General features: G+C 29.5%; 23 protein-coding genes and 1 riboswitch. Of the genes, 8 read left to right on the top strand and 15 right to left on the bottom strand.

Going from position 1 to position 21,177, the window contains the following annotated elements:
* Positions 1–31: 31 nt before the first annotated feature.
* The 6 genes from DQN46_RS01885 to DQN46_RS01860 all read right to left on the bottom strand — a co-directional run bounded on the left by DQN46_RS01885 (position 32) and on the right by DQN46_RS01860 (position 4,190).
* Positions 32–400: a single-stranded DNA-binding protein gene (locus tag DQN46_RS01885; RefSeq protein ID WP_004633026.1), complete on the bottom strand. Its 369-nt coding sequence runs from the start codon at positions 398–400 to the stop codon at positions 32–34.
* A 52-nt stretch (positions 401–452) separates the two neighbouring features.
* Complete coding sequence (locus DQN46_RS01880; protein WP_111742808.1) at positions 453–737, bottom strand: cupin domain-containing protein; 285 nt, start codon at positions 735–737, stop codon at positions 453–455.
* A gap of 210 nt (positions 738–947) precedes the next feature.
* Positions 948–2,471 carry a phospholipase A2 family protein gene (locus tag DQN46_RS01875; RefSeq protein ID WP_111742807.1) on the bottom strand — a complete coding sequence of 508 codons (1,524 nt, stop codon included), beginning with the start codon at positions 2,469–2,471 and terminating at the stop codon, positions 948–950.
* Between the two features lie 372 nt (positions 2,472–2,843).
* Positions 2,844–3,497 carry an NAD(P)H-binding protein gene (locus tag DQN46_RS01870; RefSeq protein WP_004633032.1) on the bottom strand — a complete coding sequence of 218 codons (654 nt, stop codon included), beginning with the start codon at positions 3,495–3,497 and terminating at the stop codon, positions 2,844–2,846.
* A 16-nt stretch (positions 3,498–3,513) separates the two neighbouring features.
* Complete coding sequence (locus DQN46_RS01865; protein WP_111742806.1) at positions 3,514–3,873, bottom strand: DUF1304 domain-containing protein; 360 nt, start codon at positions 3,871–3,873, stop codon at positions 3,514–3,516.
* A gap of 14 nt (positions 3,874–3,887) precedes the next feature.
* Entirely contained in the window at positions 3,888–4,190 is a 303-nt protein-coding gene (locus DQN46_RS01860) for a MarR family winged helix-turn-helix transcriptional regulator (protein WP_231941214.1), read from the bottom strand.
* 417 nt (positions 4,191–4,607) lie between these two features.
* On the opposite strand from DQN46_RS01860, the gene pgtP reads away from it, so the two are divergent.
* Entirely contained in the window at positions 4,608–5,945 is a 1,338-nt protein-coding gene (gene pgtP, locus DQN46_RS01855) for a phosphoglycerate transporter protein PgtP (RefSeq protein WP_004633037.1), read from the top strand.
* A gap of 47 nt (positions 5,946–5,992) precedes the next feature.
* Here the strand turns inward: pgtP and DQN46_RS01850 are convergent, their stop codons facing one another.
* The 6 genes from DQN46_RS01850 to lepB form a co-directional block, all read right to left on the bottom strand.
* Positions 5,993–6,610 carry a response regulator transcription factor gene (locus DQN46_RS01850; protein ID WP_004633039.1) on the bottom strand — a complete coding sequence of 206 codons (618 nt, stop codon included), beginning with the start codon at positions 6,608–6,610 and terminating at the stop codon, positions 5,993–5,995.
* The gene (locus tag DQN46_RS01845) at positions 6,591–7,973 is read right to left on the bottom strand and encodes a sensor histidine kinase (RefSeq protein ID WP_111742805.1); all 1,383 of its coding nucleotides are present in this window, start codon (positions 7,971–7,973) and stop codon (positions 6,591–6,593) included. The genes DQN46_RS01850 and DQN46_RS01845 overlap by 20 nt, the downstream gene beginning before the upstream one ends.
* A gap of 4 nt (positions 7,974–7,977) precedes the next feature.
* Positions 7,978–8,877 (bottom strand): phosphate/phosphite/phosphonate ABC transporter substrate-binding protein, encoded by a 900-nt coding sequence (gene phnD, locus DQN46_RS01840; protein WP_111742804.1) that lies wholly within the window; start codon positions 8,875–8,877, stop codon positions 7,978–7,980.
* Positions 8,878–9,061: 184 nt separating this feature from the next.
* On the bottom strand, positions 9,062–9,718 hold the full coding sequence (locus DQN46_RS01835; RefSeq protein ID WP_111742803.1) for a DNA alkylation repair protein: 657 nt from the start codon (positions 9,716–9,718) through the stop codon (positions 9,062–9,064).
* A 2-nt stretch (positions 9,719–9,720) separates the two neighbouring features.
* On the bottom strand, positions 9,721–11,322 hold the full coding sequence (locus DQN46_RS01830) for a CTP synthase (RefSeq protein ID WP_111742802.1): 1,602 nt from the start codon (positions 11,320–11,322) through the stop codon (positions 9,721–9,723).
* A gap of 146 nt (positions 11,323–11,468) precedes the next feature.
* Positions 11,469–12,020 (bottom strand): signal peptidase I, encoded by a 552-nt coding sequence (lepB, locus tag DQN46_RS01825; protein WP_004633049.1) that lies wholly within the window; start codon positions 12,018–12,020, stop codon positions 11,469–11,471.
* 268 nt (positions 12,021–12,288) lie between these two features.
* Positions 12,289–12,390: riboswitch (TPP riboswitch) on the top strand.
* A 40-nt stretch (positions 12,391–12,430) separates the two neighbouring features.
* Between lepB and DQN46_RS01820 the strand changes: the two genes are divergently transcribed.
* The 5 genes from DQN46_RS01820 (at position 12,431) to DQN46_RS01800 (ending at position 15,935) form a co-directional block, all read left to right on the top strand.
* A complete protein-coding gene (locus DQN46_RS01820; protein ID WP_004633052.1) occupies positions 12,431–12,715 on the top strand; it encodes a thiamine-binding protein in 285 nt (94 codons plus the stop codon).
* Positions 12,690–13,475, top strand: coding sequence for an ABC transporter permease (locus DQN46_RS01815; RefSeq protein WP_111742801.1), 786 nt, complete (start codon positions 12,690–12,692; stop codon positions 13,473–13,475). The genes DQN46_RS01820 and DQN46_RS01815 overlap by 26 nt, the downstream gene beginning before the upstream one ends.
* The gene (locus DQN46_RS01810) at positions 13,456–14,451 is read left to right on the top strand and encodes an ABC transporter substrate-binding protein (protein WP_111742800.1); all 996 of its coding nucleotides are present in this window, start codon (positions 13,456–13,458) and stop codon (positions 14,449–14,451) included. The genes DQN46_RS01815 and DQN46_RS01810 overlap by 20 nt, the downstream gene beginning before the upstream one ends.
* Positions 14,451–15,170, top strand: a complete 720-nt coding sequence (locus tag DQN46_RS01805) for an ATP-binding cassette domain-containing protein (RefSeq protein ID WP_111742799.1) — start codon at positions 14,451–14,453, stop codon at positions 15,168–15,170. The genes DQN46_RS01810 and DQN46_RS01805 overlap by 1 nt, the downstream gene beginning before the upstream one ends.
* A gap of 138 nt (positions 15,171–15,308) precedes the next feature.
* Positions 15,309–15,935 carry a hypothetical protein gene (locus DQN46_RS01800; protein ID WP_111742798.1) on the top strand — a complete coding sequence of 209 codons (627 nt, stop codon included), beginning with the start codon at positions 15,309–15,311 and terminating at the stop codon, positions 15,933–15,935.
* Positions 15,936–16,070: 135 nt separating this feature from the next.
* Here DQN46_RS01800 and DQN46_RS01795 read toward each other — a convergent pair whose 3' ends face one another.
* Both DQN46_RS01795 and DQN46_RS01790 read right to left on the bottom strand, forming a co-directional pair.
* Positions 16,071–17,219, bottom strand: coding sequence for a chloride channel protein (locus tag DQN46_RS01795; protein ID WP_111742797.1), 1,149 nt, complete (start codon positions 17,217–17,219; stop codon positions 16,071–16,073).
* Between the two features lie 72 nt (positions 17,220–17,291).
* Complete coding sequence (locus DQN46_RS01790; protein WP_111742796.1) at positions 17,292–18,200, bottom strand: YitT family protein; 909 nt, start codon at positions 18,198–18,200, stop codon at positions 17,292–17,294.
* Positions 18,201–18,380: 180 nt separating this feature from the next.
* On the opposite strand from DQN46_RS01790, the gene pssA reads away from it, so the two are divergent.
* Entirely contained in the window at positions 18,381–18,899 is a 519-nt protein-coding gene (gene pssA / locus DQN46_RS01785) for a CDP-diacylglycerol--serine O-phosphatidyltransferase (protein ID WP_004633065.1), read from the top strand.
* Between the two features lie 49 nt (positions 18,900–18,948).
* Here the strand turns inward: pssA and DQN46_RS01780 are convergent, their stop codons facing one another.
* Entirely contained in the window at positions 18,949–19,710 is a 762-nt protein-coding gene (locus DQN46_RS01780; RefSeq protein ID WP_111742795.1) for an alpha/beta fold hydrolase, read from the bottom strand.
* 164 nt (positions 19,711–19,874) lie between these two features.
* Between DQN46_RS01780 and DQN46_RS01775 the strand changes: the two genes are divergently transcribed.
* Positions 19,875–21,125 carry a peptidoglycan bridge formation glycyltransferase FemA/FemB family protein gene (locus DQN46_RS01775; RefSeq protein ID WP_111742794.1) on the top strand — a complete coding sequence of 417 codons (1,251 nt, stop codon included), beginning with the start codon at positions 19,875–19,877 and terminating at the stop codon, positions 21,123–21,125.
* Positions 21,126–21,177 lie beyond the last annotated feature (52 nt).

The following is a 21,177-nucleotide window of genomic DNA, read 5'->3' as shown; positions in this document are numbered from 1 at the left end:
ATTAGGAAATCTAAATTACTTTTTTATAAAATTACTGACCTAAAACAAAAACGTCTCCATCTTGTTTTTCTTCTTTTTTAACAGATCTACTTAAAAATGAAACTTTATTTGCTATGATTGAAAGTTGATAGTGATTCACCCCATTTTTATCTTTATAAACATTATTGTTAAGGCTACCCACTATATTTAGTAAACTCCCCTTGTCGCAATATTTTGCAGTATTTTCTGCTAACTTACCAAATGCAGTAAACTCTAAAAACTCTGTATCGTAGTCTCCATCTTTATTTTTAAATTCCGACTGGACTGCCAACGTCGCTTTTATATAATTTACTCCCCCTTCACTAACTCGTAGCTCAGGTTTTTTAACTAATCTCCCAATTAAAATTACTTGATTTAACATATTTTCCTCCCTAAAAGTAATTTAGATTTTATAACAAACTACACTAATTACTCTACTTATTAACTAAAGTAACAAATAATTCTCCATCAGTTAAAAATTCAGCATTAATAAAGTTATCTCCATCAAAATGAAGAACTTTTCCAGGCTCTACAATATGGACTTCATCATCATTTAAATGTACTTGTACTTTACCTTTTACTACTGAAAAAAGTACCAGTGCTTCTGGGTGATTGTGTTTAGCTATTAAATCACCCTTTTTACCTACTTTTTTAACTAGTTTAAATCTATCATGATTTTTTAATAACCCTGCTTCTTCGAAAATTGTTCCTACTTTCATTTTTATTCCTCCTTTATACTATATTAATATTTATTATATTTAATTTCATTATACTCCTTTTCTGCTTAGAAAACAAATGAAATTTATAACGTTAAAATTTTCTATCATAAGTTACTATTCTAAATTTTATGAGTAATACCTTCATTATAAAATACCTCAAAAATAAACTAATTTTTGAGGTATTTCTCTCTAGTATTCTATGACCTTTGATTAATGCGCAACTTTCTTAGTAAGAAGGAATAAGTGGTGTGATTTCTCACTTCGATTTTCACGTTCACTTACAGGGCTCCCTTTACCAATCGGTGCTGTATTTGATTTAAAAACATTTCCTACTGCCTTAAAAGCGTTACTTATCGCCGCACCTACTGCCTTAACTTTTTCAGAAACAAAACTTCCAAATTTTGCCACTTCTTGTAATGGTGTTTTATTCATACGCTTAAATCCTTCCGCATAATAATAAGCTTTCTCCCTTACTTGCGGAGACATTTTATGAGCATCTCTATACACACCTCTTATAAATTCGTTATTAACTTCTCTATTAAAATAACCTTTTCTATCATATCCTATATCATGAGCTCGACATAAAGCATCTAATGCATCTACTGGTTTTGGACCATTAACAATATCTCCATGCTTTGGTCCACAATAATGCCCATGCAGTTGATTTAGCTTAGCTCCTGTTCTTGTTTTTATAACATATCTTGCAATTGCTACAGTTGATAATTTTGATATTTCTTGTGGTGTAGCAATCTTTGTCTTAGCATTAACTGCTTTATTCGTAACATATTTTTTTGATATGTTAGTAAGTTTAAGATTTTTCTGGGGTACAACTGATTTTTTAGTTAAATTAATTTTATTTGTTTTTCTTAAACTATTAACTTTTGAAGTTCCTTTTGTAGCTGTTTTATTTTTTATACTGACAGCTTTATTCGATAATTTTCTATTCTTATTTTTTGAAATTACTTTTACTGAATTATTTTTCTTTGTACTCTGAATAGCACTCGTACTCGCTTTTTTATTTATAGAAACTTGTTTCCCTTTTGAATTTCTATTTGTTTGCCCTTTTTGTGAAACGTTCCCTTTTAAATTAGAAGTTTTTCTTCCTAAGCTTGCACTAGCCCCTTTTGAACTTGAAGTTTTTCTTCCTAAGCTTGCACTAGTCCCTTTTGAATTTGAAGTTTTTCTTCCTAAGCTTGCACTAGCCCCTTTTGAACTTGAAGTTTTTCCTCCTAAGCTTGCACTAGCCCCTTTTGAACTTGAAGTTTTTCCTCCTAAGCTTGCACTAGTCCCTTTTGAACTTGAAGTTTTTCCTCCTAAGCTTACACTAGCCCCTTTTGAATTTGAAGTTTTTCCTCCTAAGCTTGCACTAGCCCCTTTTGAACTTGAACTTCTGCTTCCTGAGTGTGTACTGCTTCCTTTTGAACTTGAACTTCTACTTCCTGAGTGTGCACTACTTCCTTTTGAACTTGAGCTTCTGCCTCCTGAGTGTGTACTGCTTCCTTTTGAACTTGAACTTCTACTTCCTGAGTGTGCACTACTTCCTTTTGAACTTGAGCTTCTGCCTCCTGAATGCGAACTACCACCCTTCGAACTTGAACCTCGTCCTCCTGAACTTGCACTACTTCCTTTTGAGCTCGAACTACTTTTTGCAAAAGCTTCATGTTTTACATCTGTTATTGCAGCTGCTCCACAAAGAATAGTAGTCAATGCGAATATTGTTAACCCTTTTTTCATACTGTTATCTCCTTTTTAATATGTAGATTTAAGAAAACTATTTTTTTAAATAGTTTACTTTAAAAGATACTATATCATAATAATATTTTCTTTTCAATAAAAAATATATCTCAATAAATTTAATTTTAAAAGATATTAATATGTTTTTAAATAGCAATTGTCTCTAAATAATTGTATATTTTTCAAAAATACGGCAATTAAATTTTTATATATTTAAGATAATAAATAATTAATCATTTAAATCTACATAACTTTGTCACCTTACTAAAAAATAATATTTATATATTCTGTACATTATATATCTTTTTTTATTTTTATCATTATTAATAAATTTCTTATTAAAAATATAAAAAAACTTAATGTATAATATCATTAAGCTTCTTTAAAATCAGAATAAGTATATATCCCTTTTTCTTTATATTCTATCGCAAATCTAACTATTTCTTTCCCTAATAAACCTACTTCAATAGGACTATATTTTTTAAATTTCCCATGTAGTATAGGCTTAAGCATAGGAGAAATTTTAATAAAGAACTCTTCCATAATGCGGGTATCAATTCTTTTAGAAATTAATAATGACGGTCTGTATATTCTCAAAATTCCTAAATTCATTTCTTGTAATCTTTCTTCTAACTCCCCTTTTAAAGAAGTGTAAAAGCTTTTAGACCTACTATTTGCTCCAATCGCTGATACTACATTAAAACTCCTAATTTTTCCTTCACAAATCTTCGCGAAGTTGATTGTATAATCTAAATCTATTTTTCGTTGATTTTCCTTAGTCTTCGCTATTTTTATTGTTGTTCCTAAGGAAGCAAATATATCAGCGTTATTTAAAATATTTGTCTCAAACTCTAAATTTTCAAAATCAACAACTATCTTTTCTAATTTCTCGTTATCCACTAGTTTAGTAACGGAACTACGTCCCAGTATATAAACCTTTTTGTAAAACTCTTTTTTTAAAACCTCTTCTAAAATTTCACGACCAACAGCACCAGTTGCACCAATAATTACTGCTACATTTCCCATATTTCACCTCTGAATACTAGAAAAATAATGAAATAAATGCTAAAATCGGTAGTCCCCCTTGTTTTAAAATAATTTTTTTATCACTAGTTAGACCCCCGTATATAGCTACTAATATAATATAAACTAACAACATTCCAATAATTTCTTTTTGATTGCTTGCTATAAATGTTCCATATACCAAAGCAACACCTAATAAACCATTATATACACCTTGATTTTTAAATAATACATTGAGATTTTTTCTTTTTAATTCTTCTTGTGGAATATTGAACACACGGCTTGTACTTTCTGATTCTGTTGCAAATGTCTCTAAATACATTATATAAAAAAACAATAACGCAACCAATACTACTAAAATTGTTGATACTATACTCATTTTTTCACCTCTTGTTATTTAAAATTTTTGTTAAATTTATTTAATAGTTGAACTAGATTTTGTAAATCTTCGGTAGTGAATTCTTCTCCTATTATATCCCTAACATTAGTTTCTTTTTCGCAACGACCTATCTCATCAAGGGCCTTCTGTGAAAGTTCAATAAAAATTTCTCTATTATTAAGCTCGTTACGACGTTTTATAACATAACCCTCTTGCTCTAGTACTTTTACGTGTCTAGTTATTGCTGCTACATCTATTTCTAAACTTTGAGCTAACTGTTTTGAGGTAGTAAAAGAAACTTCATGTAAATACTTTATTATTTGAAATCTTGTTAAACTAATACCTATTTTTTCTCAAATAGATCTATTAATTTTTTATCTAGAATTTTCAAATTATATAATAATTCAATACAATCTCTAACTTCCATACTGTACTCCTTCATAAAAATACACAATTGACCAATCAATAATTGATTAATCAATTATACTCTTTAAAGCTTCACTTGTCAAAAATCCTTTTTGTAAGAACTTTTCTTACGTCAGTTGTAGGGAATTTTCTAAAAGATAAAAACTTTGTAAAATAGCATTTACAGACGCTTTTCATTTATATATAATAAGGTTTATAAGTTACATACTTTATAAAATAAAGTAAAAAATTTATTCAAGAAGATTGACGTCATTCCTTCTAACAAAAAATTTAATATACTAAATTATTGAAGTGAAGGAGAAATTTATATGTTTTCATTTTTAAAAGCTTCAGCACCAAAACCGAGAATCGACAGTTCTCGTACTGATGCTGAGTATAAAAGACTTCGATGGCAAGTATTCTCAGGAGTATTCATTGGATACGCTGCGTACTATCTAATTAGAAAAAACTTCTCGCTTGCTATCCCTTATTTAATTGATCAATACGGTTACACTAAAGCTGATTTAGGTAAAGTTTCACTTGCCCTATCTCTTGCTTATGGTTTCAGTAAATTTATTATGGGTAACGTTTCAGACAGAAGTAATCCTAAGTACTTTATTACTATTGGATTAGTTGCTTCTGCTGCTGTTAGCTTAATTTTTGGCCTAGTACCTGCAGTGCTTTCTTCATTAACATTTATGATTGTTCTTTCAGCACTTAATGGTTGGTTCCAAGGTATGGGATATCCTCCTGGAGCAAAAACTATGACTAACTGGTTCTCTACTTCAGAACGTGGAGCTTGGTGGAGCTGGTGGAACGTTTCTCACAACCTTGGTGGTGGATTAATCGGGCCTCTTGCATTATTAGGACTTTCTCTTTTTGGTGCATGGCAATCACTATTCTACTTACCAGCAATAATCGCTATTATCTTAGCAATTATTATGTTCTACTTAATGAAAGATACTCCAGAGTCTGAAGGTTTACCGCCAGTTGATGAATGGAGAGGAGAAAAAATCGTAGAAAAAGTTGAATCTGCTCACACTTTATCTGCAAAAGATATTTTCTTTAAATACATTATTAATAACAAATACTTATGGGCTATCGCAGTTGCTAACGTATTCGTATACTTCGTACGTTACGGTATTATCGACTGGGCTCCTACTTACCTAAAAGAAGTAAAACACTTCTCTGTTGATAAACAAAGCTGGGCTTACTTCTTATATGAATATGCTGGTATCTTCGGAATGTTAGCAAGTGGATACTTAAGTGATAAAGTATTCAAAGGGCACCGTGCTCCTCCAATGTTATTATTCTTAACAGGAGTACTTATTGCAGTGTTCGTTTACTGGAAAAACCCTCCAGGTAACCCACTTGTAGATAACATTTGTCTAGTAGCTATTGGATTCTTAATCTATGGACCTGTTATGATGATTGGTCTTCAAGCTGCTGACCTTGTTCCTCGTGTTGCTACAGGAACAGCTACTGGTCTTACTGGTTTATTCGGTTACCTACTTGGATCAGCAAGTGCTGGTTATGTTATGGGTAAACTTGTTGATGTATTGGGATGGGACGGAGGTTTCTACGCATTAATAGCTTCTTGTGTATTAGCATTCGTATTCATTGCTTTAACATTATTCAAGAAAACATCAAAACAATTAGAAGATTAATAAAAAATGGATCTCTATCAAATTATCTGATAGAGATCCTCTTATTTTTATAACATTAAATTAGATTTTAAATACTCAACTAACTCACTTCGTTTTTTAGTATTTGTTTTTTCCATAAGTCGCTTTTTATATGTGTCAACTGTTTTTACACTTAAAAACAATTTTTCTCCAATATCAGTTAAAGTATACCCTTCAACTATATATTTTCCGACTTCTTTTTCTCGTTCACTAAGTTCTATTTCTTTATCTGCTTTATATAATTCATAAAAAATTGTAGCATACTTTTCATTCAAGTAAATTTCATTTTTTTCCATTACTACGTCAATAGCTTTTAAAATTTCCTCATGTGCTGTACTTTTTGTTACATAACCTGAAGCTCCCATTTTAAAAGCTTTTTTTATATATGATTTATCTTCATGCATACTTAGTATAATAACTTTAGCATCTAAATCTTTCTCTTTTATAATCTCCAATATATCATAACCACTTCCATCAGGTAATGAAATATCACAAATAAATAAATTATATTCAGTAGTGCTAATTCTTTCTAAAAATTCACCTTTACTCCCACAATCATCAATTAAACTAAATTTTTTATTGTCTTCTAACAAAACTCTAATCCCCATTTTTATCAATTTATGATCATCAATCAATAGTATTTTCATTAGACTTCTCCTCTATTGTCTCTGTTTTAAACTTACACATTAATATTGTAGAGTACTTTTTATTATTAAGCACCTTGAATTCTCCAGAAAAATCCAATATTCTCTCTTGGATACCAAATATTCCTAATCGACCTTCTCTTTTGGCTGATTCTACACGTTCTTTTGTTAATCCTATACCATTATCTGCTATACTCAAAATAATATAATCTGAATTACCATAAAGCTTAATTATTACTTCTGTAGCTCCAGAATGTCGTTTTATATTAGATAATGACTCTTGAATTATTCGGTAAAGAGTAATATCGAAATTATCATTTTTACCCCCTTCATAATTACTATAAAAATCAACTGAGATACCATATAAATTTTTATAATCTTCGATATATTTACTTATTACCTCTTCTAAGCTTAACTCTGCACTAGGTGGTCTTAAATTAACTGCTATATTTCTAATATTTGTTAAGCTATTTTCGATTTCTGATTGAATTAGTAATAATCTATCTTTTTTCACTTTATCAGTTTCTTTTTCTACTAAATTACTTAATAAAAATAACAAACTCGCGAGTGATTGACTTACTTCGTCATGTAATTCTCTAGAAAGCATTTTTCTTTCTTCTTCTTGAATCCTAAAAACCTTATTTAATAAATAGTTATTTAACTTTTTATTCTTTTTATTACTTTCTACCATTTCATTTATAGAACTAACTAATACATGGAAATCCTGACTATAATTATCTTTATCTATATTTTTCTTATAATCACCTTCTCTAATTATTTCATCTGTTACAGAAGTTAGATCTTTTACTGGTCGTTCAATTAATTTTGAAATATAGTAAGCAACAATTAGCAACATTACAAAAACAACAATATTTAAAACAAGAATTCTTATAAATTGCATATATGTTTTCACATAAATATCTTTAGTATAAAAACCTATTCTTATATAACCAATATTAACATCATCGACAGAAGAAATGTATTCTAATATCTCTCCTTTTGAACTACCATAACTCTTATAATTATTTAATTGTCCTTCATTAAACGTCAAAAGTTTTTCTGGAACATCTTTTAAAGTTTTACCTATAATATTTTTATCATTATCATAAATAATAATATAAGACACTTCCTTATTCGATGAAGCACTATGTATCTTTTGATATATTTCATAAGTATTTTCAGTTTTTATATCGTCTGATATATCACCAGCTAGCTGATAGTAAGTTTGAGTAATTCTATCTTTCAAAGCACTTTCCAATATGCTTTTATTATTAACATATGTATATACTGAGATTATACTTAAATATATTGTATAGATTATCGCAAAGAATATAATAATCTTATTTCTTATTTTCAACTTAGCCATTTACTTAATCCTCACTTATTAAATCTGGATAATCCCTAGCTTTTGTTTCTTCATACTTTTCTATCTGAAGCTGTGATAAGACGTTTTTTATAGAATCATCTTTATCTATAGATAATAATATCTGTTTGATTTTTTCTTTATCCTCATAGTTTTTATGAGTTACTACAGGTCCTGTGGCGACTTCCGGAAACGTCTTAATAATTTTTATATTATTCTCTATTCCAGAAAAATTACTACTCATATACTGCAAAGCCCAGTCATCAACTATTGCAGCCGATACTCTTCCATTTATAACTTGATTTATAGATTCTTCATGACTATGTGTAAAATAACTATTACTAAAAAATTTATTTGCTGTTGTTCCATTTTTCTTTAGATAATCATTAAATACTAAATATCCTGAATAACTATAAGTATCTACAAAAGCAAAACTATTATTTTTCAATTCTTCTATTGTATTTATATTTGAATCATTCTTGGTAATTATTATTGGATGATAATATGCCTTACCTCTATTCGGCCTTGCTAAAAGTTCTAACGATTCTTTATCTTCATATAATGAATATGCACCGGTAGATAAAAATGCCACATCTATTTGATTATTTTTTAGTAATAAATTAATATCACTGTAGCTTTTTTTCTGTATCAACTTTACCTTTTTATTCAATTTTTCACCAATATAATTAGCTAATTCTTTTTCTAAAATATAACTTTTATTATCACCAGCAACAGAGATTAAACCAATTCTCAATGTATCATCATCTTTTCCATTATCATCAACATTTTCTGAAACTTTTGAGAAATCAATATAATCTTCCTGATTACTTTTAAACATAAAAGGCAGTGTTACTAATAATGCTATAGATAATATAATAACTACTAGCCCTATTACTACTTTTTTCATTTATTAAAACCAACCTTTACTTATAATTCATTTAAACTGTATATATTAATAAACACTCATCTGAAAAGCATTTTTATCCAATATTAAGACTCAAACAGCTATACTAATAGTATAACACTATTAGACAATAAGAAAAAGAGGAACACTTGCTCAATAATATTAAACAGTATTCTCTTTCTATATATTATATATATTTACTAGCTTCTCTTATACTTAGCGAAGCCATATTATTTTTGTATTTTTCAATGAAATCTTTTACCCATTGGGGATTAGTTTTCGAATAGTCTCTTAAAGCCCACCCTATAGCTTTATTAATAAAAAATTCAGTATAATTTAAGTTATTAACTAATATTTTTTCTAAAAGATCAGTATCTGTCTTTTCTTTTCGTAAAAGTTGATGATCTATAGCAACACGTCTTAGCCAAATATTATCATCAACACTCCATTTTAAAATTTCCTTTTTTAAAGTTTCATCACGATAAATTAAGCTTCCAATAATTCTATCCAGTACATCAACTGTATCCCACCATGATTTCTTTATAACTAATTTTTTTAATTTTTCAAAATCAGTAATTTCTAAAAATTTCTGCAAACTCTTTAAGTAATGTGCTGCAACGTATTGACATTCCCTTTTTTCATGTTGCCAACAATACTCAACAAAATCCCAATCTATTTTCTTTTCTTTTTTTGCATCTTTAAAATATGGTTTGCAAATCTCATCTCGAATAGGGGCTTGAATACCAAAAAAAGGAAATTTATTTTTCATATACCTAGACATATCGAGAGCACGCGCAGTATCTGCACGTGCCTCTAGTTCTTTTATTATATTAAACAATTCCATAATTAGCGTTTATTCTCTAAACTTGCTTTAATAAATCCAGCAAATAATGGATGTGCTTTTTCTGGACGAGATTTGAATTCTGGGTGGAATTGACCAGCAACAAACCATGGGTGTTCAGGTAATTCTACTATTTCTACTAATCTTCCATCTGGACTAACACCTGATAGAACTAATCCTTTATTAGTTAATCTTTCACGGTAGAAATTATTGAATTCATATCTATGACGGTGTCTTTCAGTTATGTTGATTTCGCCATATTCTTTATGTGCTTGTGAACCTTCTGTTAATGTACAAGGATAGCTTCCAAGACGTAAAGTTCCTCCCATTTCTACAACATTTTCTTGGTCAGGAAGTAAGTTAATAATTGGGTATGGTGTATTTGGATCTAATTCTGAAGAGTGAGCCCCAGTTAATCCACAAACATTTCTTGCAAACTCTACAGCTGCAAGTTGCATACCTAAACAGATTCCAAAGAATGGTATTTTATTTTCACGAGCATATTTAATAGTTGTGATTTTTCCTTCAACACCTCGATCTCCAAATCCACCAGGAACTAAAATTCCATCAGCTTCTTTTAAATACTCATGAACATTTTCTTCAGTAATATCTTCTGATTGAATCCAATCGATTTTAACTTTAGAATTGTGTTTATACCCTGCATGTTTTAATGATTCAACTACAGAAATATAAGCATCATGAAGCTCTACATACTTACCAACTAATGCAATTTTTACATTTTCTTTTAAGTTATCTACTCTATCTACTAATGCTAACCACTCTGTCATATCTGCTTCTGGTGCTGAAAGTCCAAAATGTTTTAAAACAATATCATCAATTTTTTGTGCTTTTAGATTTACTGGTAACTCATATAAATTACTTACATCACGACTTTCAATAACATTTTGTTTTGGAATATCACAAAATAGAGAAATTTTTGCACGCAATTCATCTGTTAATGCAAGTTCATTACGAACAACAATAATATCTGGTTGAATACCTAATCCACGTAGTTCTTTTACAGATTGTTGTGTAGGTTTAGTTTTCATCTCTCCAGCTGCTTTAATGTATGGTAATAATGTACAGTGAATATAACATACATTTTCACGCCCTAAATCACTTCTAATTTGGCGAATAGCTTCTAAGAATGGTAACGACTCAATATCACCTGTAGTTCCACCGATTTCTGTAATTACAACATCCGCGTCACTAGATTCCCCAGCTAAAAGTACACGTGATTTAATTTCATTTGTTACGTGAGGTATTACTTGTACTGTACCTCCCAAGTAATCTCCACGACGTTCTTTTTCTATAATTGAAGAATAAACACGCCCTGCTGTTACATTTGAGTATTGACCTAAGTTCACGTCGATAAATCTTTCATAGTGTCCTAAGTCTAAATCTGTTTCTGCCCCATCTTCTGTAACAAAAACCTCCCCATGTTGATATGGGCTCATAGTTCCTGGATCTACATTTAAATATGGATCAAATTTTTGTAATGTTACTTTTAATCCTCTATTTTTTAATACTCTTCCTACTGATGCAGCTACAATACCCTTACCTAATGATGATACTACCCCACCTGTTACAAAAATATATTTCGTCATGTCAATCTCCTTCTTAAAAAATATAAAACCCCCTACGAAAATCCGCAGGGGGTGGTTTCTTCTTTCACTCTCGTAGAGTGCCCGTATATTATACTAGCATAATTTTATATTTTTATCAACTAAAATATTCTTTAGCTAATACATTTTTAGAAAAGTTTAAAGGCGTTAAATGGGTAATATCTAAGACTAACTTTTCCAATCATTGCTTCTTTTTTTACAAATCCAAAAACACGACTATCCGTACTATGTTGTCTGTTATCTCCTAAAACAAAGTATGTTCCTTCTGGAACTGTTTTTGATTTTGTACTACTTAAATACTCTATATTGAAATCTGGAGTTAATGGCGAATTACCTGATGCTTTAGCTTCTTGAATTTTTTTCGTTAAATATGGCTCTTCTACTACTTGACCATTAACGTATAATACATCATTTTTATACTCTATTGTATCACCTGGAACTCCTATAATACGCTTAATATAATCATCTGTTTCATTAGCATGAAATACTACTTCATCTCCACGCTCGAAAGTTTTACTGAATTTATTTACAAATACTCTATCATTGTCAGCAAATGTATAATCCATTGAGTGTCCTTTTACTGTAAAAGGAGCTATAACATATGTGCTTAATACTAAATAGATAGCTATTGATGCAACAATAACAACTATCCATTCAAAAATATCTTTTAAAAATTTCACGTTAAAATCCCTCGTTATTATTTTATTATTTATGATGTTTAATTCTATCATATATTAAAATAAAAAGCAAAAAAGATATACAAATACAATTTACCTTTATACTTATTATTTTATCTTTAGTTACATATTATAATTTTCTTACATTAAGCATAGTTAAAAAACTTTCTATTCAATAAAATGCTCATTATATATACTGTGTATATCTGCTCTTTTTCTAAAAATTGTAAATGTCAAACAGATATATTGCTTTTATATTTAGGTATGCTATAATCATATGTACGGGAGTCTGTAAACAGTCTGAGAGGAAATATTTAATTTCGACCGAACCTGATCTGGGTAATGCCAGCGTAGGTATATAATCTTAAAGACCTAACTTAGACCCCCTTAAAATTGTAAGGAGGTTTTTTATTTTGATAAATTGCAGTATTGCATTGCAAATTCTTCCATTAAGTGATAATACACCAGGGAGAATAAAAACTATAGATAATGTTATTTATTATCTACAAAAAAAACATTCTAATGTTGTGGTCACCCCCTTTGAAACTGTAATTGAAGGTGAATTCAATGAACTTATGACTACTCTTAAAGAATGTTTAGAGCTAGCGGGTGAAGGCTCTAACAATATATTCGCTAATGTGAAAATTAATTATGGAGATGTATTAACTATAGATGAAAAAATTAGCAAATTTAACTAATAAATATGCCGCTACTATCTCGATGGCTATTTTACTTATTATTTGGCAAGGAGCTGGGTATTTGAATCTACTCCCAAAATATATTATTCCAACTCCAATCGAGATAGCAAAAGCATTCGTTAAAAATTATCAATTATTAATTTTTCACAGCAAAATCACCCTGCTTGAAGCTATTATAGGCCTATCTTTAGGCATAATCATAGCTTGGATTCTTGCTTTAATTATGGATAGTATCCCTTTATTTAATAAAGCTGTCTATCCTTTATTGGTTTTAACACAAACTATTCCTACCATTGCCATTGCACCTATTTTGGTTTTATGGCTTGGTTATGGATTAACTCCTAAAATTGTCTTAATAGTTATTACGACCACCTTCCCAATTGTCGTTAGTATTTTAGATGGCTTTAGAAACTGTGATAAGGACATGATAACCTTACTAAAACTTATGAAGGCTAGTAAATTCCAAATTCTTTGGCATGTGAAAATACCTACAAGTCTTAGTTATTTTTATGCCGGACTACGCGTAAGTGTTTCATACGCATTTATCGCAGCAGTCGTAGCTGAATGGCTTGGAGGATTTGAAGGCCTTGGAGTTTATATGATTAAAGCGAAAAAATTATTTGAATATGATACTATGTTTGCGATAATTATTCTAGTATCTGTTATTAGTTTGCTAAGTATAGAATTAGTTAAACTAAGTGAAAAAAAATTTATTAAATGGAAATATATAGGAGACAACCATGAAAAAGATAATAATTAGCTTATTTGCAGCTATTCTTGCAATATCACTTACAGCATGTAGCACAGCAAATAAAAATACAGAAGAAAAAAAATTAAAAAAAGTAGACTTTATTTTAGATTGGGCTATTAATACCAACCATACAGGACTTTACGTAGCTAAAGAAAAAGGGTATTTCGCTGAAGAAGGTATTGATCTTGACATTAAACCAGCTCCAGAAGATAGTACATCAGACCTTATTATAAATAATAAAGCGCCATTTGGAATTTACTACCAAGATTCTATGGCTAATAAACTGTCTAAAGGTGCTGGCATAACTGCAGTAGCAGCTATTATTGAACATAACACATCAGGTATTATTTCTTTGAAAAAAAATAATATCAAAGAACCTAAAGATTTAATAGGCAAAAAGTACGGAACATGGAATGATCCAGTTGAGCTTGCTATGGTAAAATCTTTAATCACAAAACAAGGTGGCGATGCAGGTAAACTTAATCTTGCTCCTAACACAGATGCTAACTCGATTACACCTTTAGAAAATGGGCTTTTCGATGCTGCTTGGATTTACTACGCATGGGATGGTAAACTTGCAGAGAGTATGAATCTAGATATTAATTATTTCTATCTAAAAGATTTCAATAAAGATCTTGATTACTACTCACCAGTAATTATTGCCAACAATGATTATTTAAAAGAAAACAAAGAAGAAGCTAAAAAAGTGCTTCGAGCAATCAAGAAAGGATATGTCTACGCTATAGAACATCCAGAAGAAGCTGCTGATATTTTAATTAAAAATGCTCCAGAATTAAAAGATAAACGTAATTTTATAATTGAATCACAAAAATACTTATCAAAACAATATGCAACAAATAAAGACCATTGGGGTGAATTTGATGCTAATAGATGGAATGCATTTTATCGTTGGATTAACGATAATAATATCGTTGAAAAACCTTTAGCAGACAATACTGGATTTAGCAACGACTACATAAAATAATGAGCGTTTTATCAATAAAAAACTTATCTTTCAATTATCCAAACAACTACATACTTAAAGATATAAATACTCATGTCGATAAAGGAGAAATAGTTTCTATACTTGGTGGAAGTGGTGTTGGAAAAACTACACTTTTTAACGTTATCGCTGGAATTAATAACCTTCAAACTGGTGAAATAACTATCCAAGGGGATAAAAACTTTAAAGGAAAAGTTAGCTATATGCTTCAAAAAGACCTACTTTTAGAACATAAGACAGTTATACAAAATATAATACTTCCACTTCTTATTAAAAAAGTAGGAAAAAAAGAAGCAGAAGAAGAAGCTATCAAAAATTTAAAGTTATTTAATTTATATGAATATAAAGACAAATATCCTGGCGAACTAAGTGGTGGAATGCGTCAAAGGGTTGCACTTCTTAGAACTTATATGTTCAAAGAAGAACTCTTCCTTCTTGATGAGCCATTTAGTGCTCTAGATGCAATTACTAAAATTTCATTACACTCTTGGTATTTAGAAATTAGCAAAAAATTAGAATTAACAACACTACTTATTACACATGATATAGATGAAGCTATAGAATTAAGTGACAGAATATATATTATCAAAAATAAACCCGGTGAAATAGTATCTGAGATTAAAATTGTTCTTGATAATGAGAACATAGAAGAAAATAAATTGAAATATAAAAAAGAGATATTGAATATTCTAGGTTTATAACAAAGAACAGAGTCGATAATTATCGATTCTGTTTTTTTGTTTGTACATTTAATAAGGTATTCAAACATGTAAACCTTTCTTTTATTATATTTTATATATGCTATAATAAATTTACAGATAAAGAAAGGAAATAATATTATGAAGAAATTTATAGGCATACTAATCGCATTATTAACTACAACAACACTTACGGCTTGCCAGTCAAATACCACACAAAATAAAGAGACAACATCAACTAAAACTGAATCAACTTCTACATCAGACGCTTCTAATAAACAAAAATCTGAAACAAATAAAGAGACAAACAAAGAAACAGAAAATACACAAATAATTGGTTCTGATGAATATGGTTATGTTAAAGTTCCTAAAAACTGGTTCCATTTCAAAGATGTAAAAGGTGGAAATGATATTCAGTATAGTGATGGATCTACATATAATATTGTTACATTAAACATATTCCGTCCAAGTCAACTTGGAATATCTGAAATAGAATATGCATCTATCGATCCTATCTATGTAGCAAATTCTGTACTATCTGGCCAAAAAAACACTTCAGCATTCCAAAAGGTTTGGGGTGCTAAATCAAAAATTGGCGAATATGACGCTTATGTTGTTAATTCTATAACAACAAGTGGAAAGTACTTTGTTACATGGGTTTTCAGAGCGAATGATGGAAAAATACACTATGCATCTCTTGAAGGTACTGAAGCCACTGTAGTAGAATTACTTCCAATGATTGAAAAGAGTTGGACACTAAAAAAATAAATAATTATTCTTTTCGCCTAGACTCATAACATTCTAATATATATTAACAATACCAAGAGAAAATTAAATCTATCTTCTCTTGGTATTTTCTTTACTTAAAATAGTTCTTTCAACTCTTATAAAATTTTGAGCAAACTACTTATAAATACTATATTTTTTATTCAAAAAATAAATTAATACTGCAGGTAATATTGTTAGTATAGCTGTTGTACTACCAAAAACTTCTAATGCCAAAAATATTGGAGTTATAACTGTTTTTGTTGCTGACGAAAAAACTAAACAATAACCTAGTGCTGCAGTAAATGTAATTGGTAATCCTATATATACTGCTAATACTGCTCCTAAGCTCGCTCCTATCGCAAATAACGGTGTCACTTCACCACCACTAAATCCTATAGCTGTGCAAAGAGCGGTTAATATAATTTTCAATATAAAATCATAACTAACTACCAAGCCATTTTCTAGTGAAAGTTCAATTAAATTTGTTCCTAACGAACTATAACGAAAACTTGCTAATACACTTATTAGTATAAATATAGTTAGTAATATCCAACGCCATTTTTCATTATTGCAGACGATTTTTTTAAAAAATTTCTGACAAAGGACAAAAACTACTCCAACAAAAATAAAACAAATACTTACAAGTAATGTTTTTATAAGTAATATGTAGTCAATTTTTTCAACCTTCACTAAGACAAAAAACTTTTCTAACCCTAAAAAATTAGAAGCTTCGGCAGAGAAAAAACTAGCAATTAAATATATAATGAATTCTATTACAGTATTCAAATTAATTTTTACTTTTTTAAATGTAATTTCTAAAACAAAAAATAACGCTGCTAATGGTGTCTGAAATAGTGCAGCAAATCCACTAATCATTCCTAAGCGTATTAAAAAAGTACATTGTTTTTTACTGAATTCAACACTTCCTAGATTTTTCCCAATTGCTCCCCCTAACTGAACAGCAACACCTTCACGACCTACGCTAGCTCCAAACCCGTGTGCTAACAACGTATTTAAGGTTAATAAAATAGGAAAGTACCAACTAATTTTTTTCTTATCTTTTATTGCTTCTTCTATAAAATACTTCATACTAATACTAGTAGTTTTGGCATACTTATTACTGTATTTTGTAAATAACAAAATTAATGGTGTAAAATAAATTAAATAATTCCAATAGTCTTTTATTTTAGAAATAATGAATAATAACACTTGCCCAAAGTACGAACAGCATATCGATGCTAGTAAAACCACTATTACGCTTCTTATATAAAAATTATTAACCATGTACCCTCCTTTCTAGGATAAAAGAACAACATTTATTCGTATATTACTTACGATTAAATGTTGCTTCCTTTATTATTTTTCCTTTTTAAAAGTAAACTTCATTCTTTTTGGTTGATCAAAACTAAACCCTTCTCCCATAATATCATGCACTTCTGTTATAGTTAAAAAAGCATTTTGATCTATTGCATAAATTAATGATTTTAGTTTACTAATTTCCGTTCTTGACACAACACAATAACCTATATTCATATCTTTACGTGAGTAACTTCCCTGACCTTTTAAAAATGTTAAACCACGATTCATGTCTTCTGACACCCTGTGGGTAATTTCTTCAATTTTAGGTGACATTATCATCACAGCTTTTCCTGGGATACCACCTTCAATTAGATAATCTATGATTTTTGTACAAATATAAATATAAATTAGCGTATATAAGATTGCTGGAAAACTTTTTAATACCATAAAAGATAGTAGTAATATAAATCCATCTAAAACTTGAATTATCCTTCCTATAGAAAAACCAAAATATATATTGATTATTTTTGCAATAATGTCTACTCCTCCAGTTGTTCCACCAAAAACAAAAACAATTCCAAGCCCTATCCCTGCGATAATTCCACCAAAAACAGATGCAAGAAGACGATCTCCACCTATATCAATAACAACATGGTATGTTTCAAAAATTTTAATCCAAAATGTTAGCATTAATATACCGTAAATTGTGTAAATCATAGTTTTTTTATCTAACATCTTATATCCAAGTATAAGTAATGGGATATTAACTAATAATGTACCCATAGATACAGGTAACCCAAAAGCATATAATAGAAATAATGCTATCCCTGTACCGCCACCTTCTGCTAATTGATTAGGAACATTAAAATGTAATAATGCAAATGAGTAAATTGCACAGCCTAAAGATATAAAAAATAATTCTTTAGCTATTTTTTTTATACCTTGTTTTTTAAATTTTTCGTTCATGATACCCTCCCATAATTAATTACAAATTTATTATAACAGCTTCTAGTCTGTTAAACAATATATAACTGAGCAAATAACAAAGTTTACTATACTTTTTTAAAAATTATCTTTCTCATTTCTTTAGACATTCTTTCTATTTTGTAATATAATTAGGAGTATCAATATTGGAGGATAACTTTAATGAATAAAAATTTTATACCAAATTATCTTACCCTTTGTAATATTTTCTGTGGTTTTTTATCAATATTAACTACAGCACATGGGTATTATGTCTGGGGCACTGTCTTTATTTTTTTAGCTATGCTTGCTGACAGATACGATGGTATTGTTGCAAGAAAACTTGGTGTTGTTTCTGAAATTGGTCACGATTTAGATTCTTTATGTGATGTTGTTAGTTTTGGAGTCGCACCTGCTATACTTATTTTTGAAAAAGTTTTATTTTATGATAATCCAAGTGCTACTGTAACAGTTGTAGTTGCACTATTGTGCGGTATCTATGTTTGTTGTGGAGCCTATCGTCTTGCTAGGTTCAACGTTACTAAAATGAAAAATGGTTACTACCAAGGTGTCCCAATAACAACTTGTGGTACAATACTAGCAATTATTGCACTTTTCAAATTACCTAGTATAGTTATGCTAATATTATTGATAGTATGCTCTTACTTAATGGTAAGTAATATTAAAATTAAAAAAATGTAATTTAATGACTAAAAGCACGGTGTTATCGTGCTTTTTTATCTATATATAATTATAAACAACTAGCTATCATCTCTGCCAATCCATCCGGATTCTCCCACGCCATAGAATGCCCTGCCTCTTTTACAACTTTTACAATAATTCCATGTTTAGGTAGTTCTTCATAATCTGGACTTGGTAAAGTTTTTTCTCCAAAAATAAAGTATTTTGGAACATCAAAACTATAAAACATATCACGCCATGAATTTTCTCGCACAACAACTGCATCACGCGAAATTTGGTACGCTGCTTCTGGTAACCAATTACGTAAAGTTGCCGCCCACATAGTATTTCTACCACTTTCGCATAATTCTATTAAACTTTTTATCCTTTCTTTATAATTATCTTCTGTATATTGTGCTACTGCCCAACTACTACGCCCTTTTTTCGCAGGATCTAAATTAGGTTCTGTCAAAATAAGTTTTTCTACTTTCTCCTGACATAATGAACACAACTCAATGGAAGTAGCTCCCCCAAGACTATGACCAAAAAGAACTATTTTATCTAAATTTAAATCTTCTAAAAACTCATTTAAATACTTAGCGTGATTTTTAACCTCATAAACAAAATCTAAAGGTTTATCACTATAACCCGCCCCAAGTAAATCAATTAATATTCTTCTATGATCTGCAAATTGCTTTTTCATCGCTATTTCTACATAGTCAAATGATCCCGCACAGCCTAATCCATGAATAAAAACAATAGGTGTTTTTTCTCCTGAAAAATCATTATACCTAATCTTATAATTTTGCCCTCTAAGTTGATATTCTTCCATAAAATGTCTTGCCTCCCATTCAATTTAATTCAATTCTATTATATCATTTATTAAGCATTTCATCATTTTAAAAAAGGTTATTTCTTTTTTTTTTTTCATTTTTGTTATATAATTTTATAAGTAATTTTGAACTTGAGTAAAAATTAGTAAAGGAGAAATTTTTAATGATATTTACTGAAATTAGTAATGAGGAATTAGAGAAATTTCAACAAAATAACAATGAACGTTATTTTTTCCCTCAATCAGCTGAATATAGTAAAATGGCAAACAGCAATGGTTTGAAAACTACAATACTTGCTGTTAAAGAAGATAATAAAATACTCGCCTATGGTTTATTTATTTATTTTCAGTACAAAAAATACTTTTATAAAGTAACAGCTCAACATGGGCCAATTATGGATTATTCAAACATTGAATTGGTAAACTTTTATTTTAAAGAATTAAAAAAATACTTCGCTAAAAATGTCAGAGTCTTATGTGTTCGTGTCAATCCATTTCTTAATGAGAAGTTTTACAATGATATAGAGTTTGTAGGCGAAAACGACCTAGCGATAAATACAAATAATACGTTACTAGAGCTTGATTATCATCCCCTTAATGATGATTTATTTACCAATCCAACACTAGCATCACGTTGCGTATATTCTAAATATCTAGATGAAGATATAACAGAAAATAATCTACTAAAGAATGTTTCTCAAATTGCACGTTATACAATTAATAGAATCGCCAAAGAAGGTGTTCTTGTACGTGAAATTGATATTTTCAATACAGAAGATGCGAAGATTTTTGATGAAATTAATCGTGATACAGAAAGCAGAATTGACTTCGTAATTCGTGACAATGATTATTTTAAATCTCTAAAAAACAATATAGGTGATAAACTTCATCTATTAGTTTCTTATATTGACTGTGATTTATTCGTAGAAACTACAACAACCACAATTACTAATCTAGAAAAAGAACGTGATGAACTTAACGAAAAGCTTGAACAAGGTAAAGTTAATGCCAAAAAAGCAACTAATCGTCTTCGTGAATACGATGAAAATATTGCTATTTGGTATAAAAAAATTGATAAAATAAAAGAATTAAAAGAAGAACACGGCAATATCATTAATTTATCATGTGCAAGTTTTATTGAATCTGGACAAGATATAATTTACTTCACCAGCGGTGCCATGCAAAAATTCCATCGTTATGAGGGACCATATGCAGTATTGTTCCATATGATGAAATATGCAATTAATAATGGTTTTAAATATTTCAACTTCTTTGGTACATCACAAGGTTTCAACGATGAAAATTCTAGCGATTACGGAGTTCTTCAGTTTAAGCGTAATTTCAATGGTAATATTGAGTACTTTATGGATAATTATGAAGTACGTAATGCCATCGGAAAAATTTGGAAAATATAATTTTAATAAGCTAGGCTTGAAATATTTTCGAGCCTAGCTTTTAGTTTTTAAT

The organism is Gemella morbillorum, assembly GCF_900476045.1.
Taxonomy (GTDB): Bacteria; Bacillota; Bacilli; order Staphylococcales; family Gemellaceae; genus Gemella; species Gemella morbillorum.
Note: the sequence above shows the minus strand (reverse complement) of the source record. Positions and strands in the feature narration are given on the sequence as shown.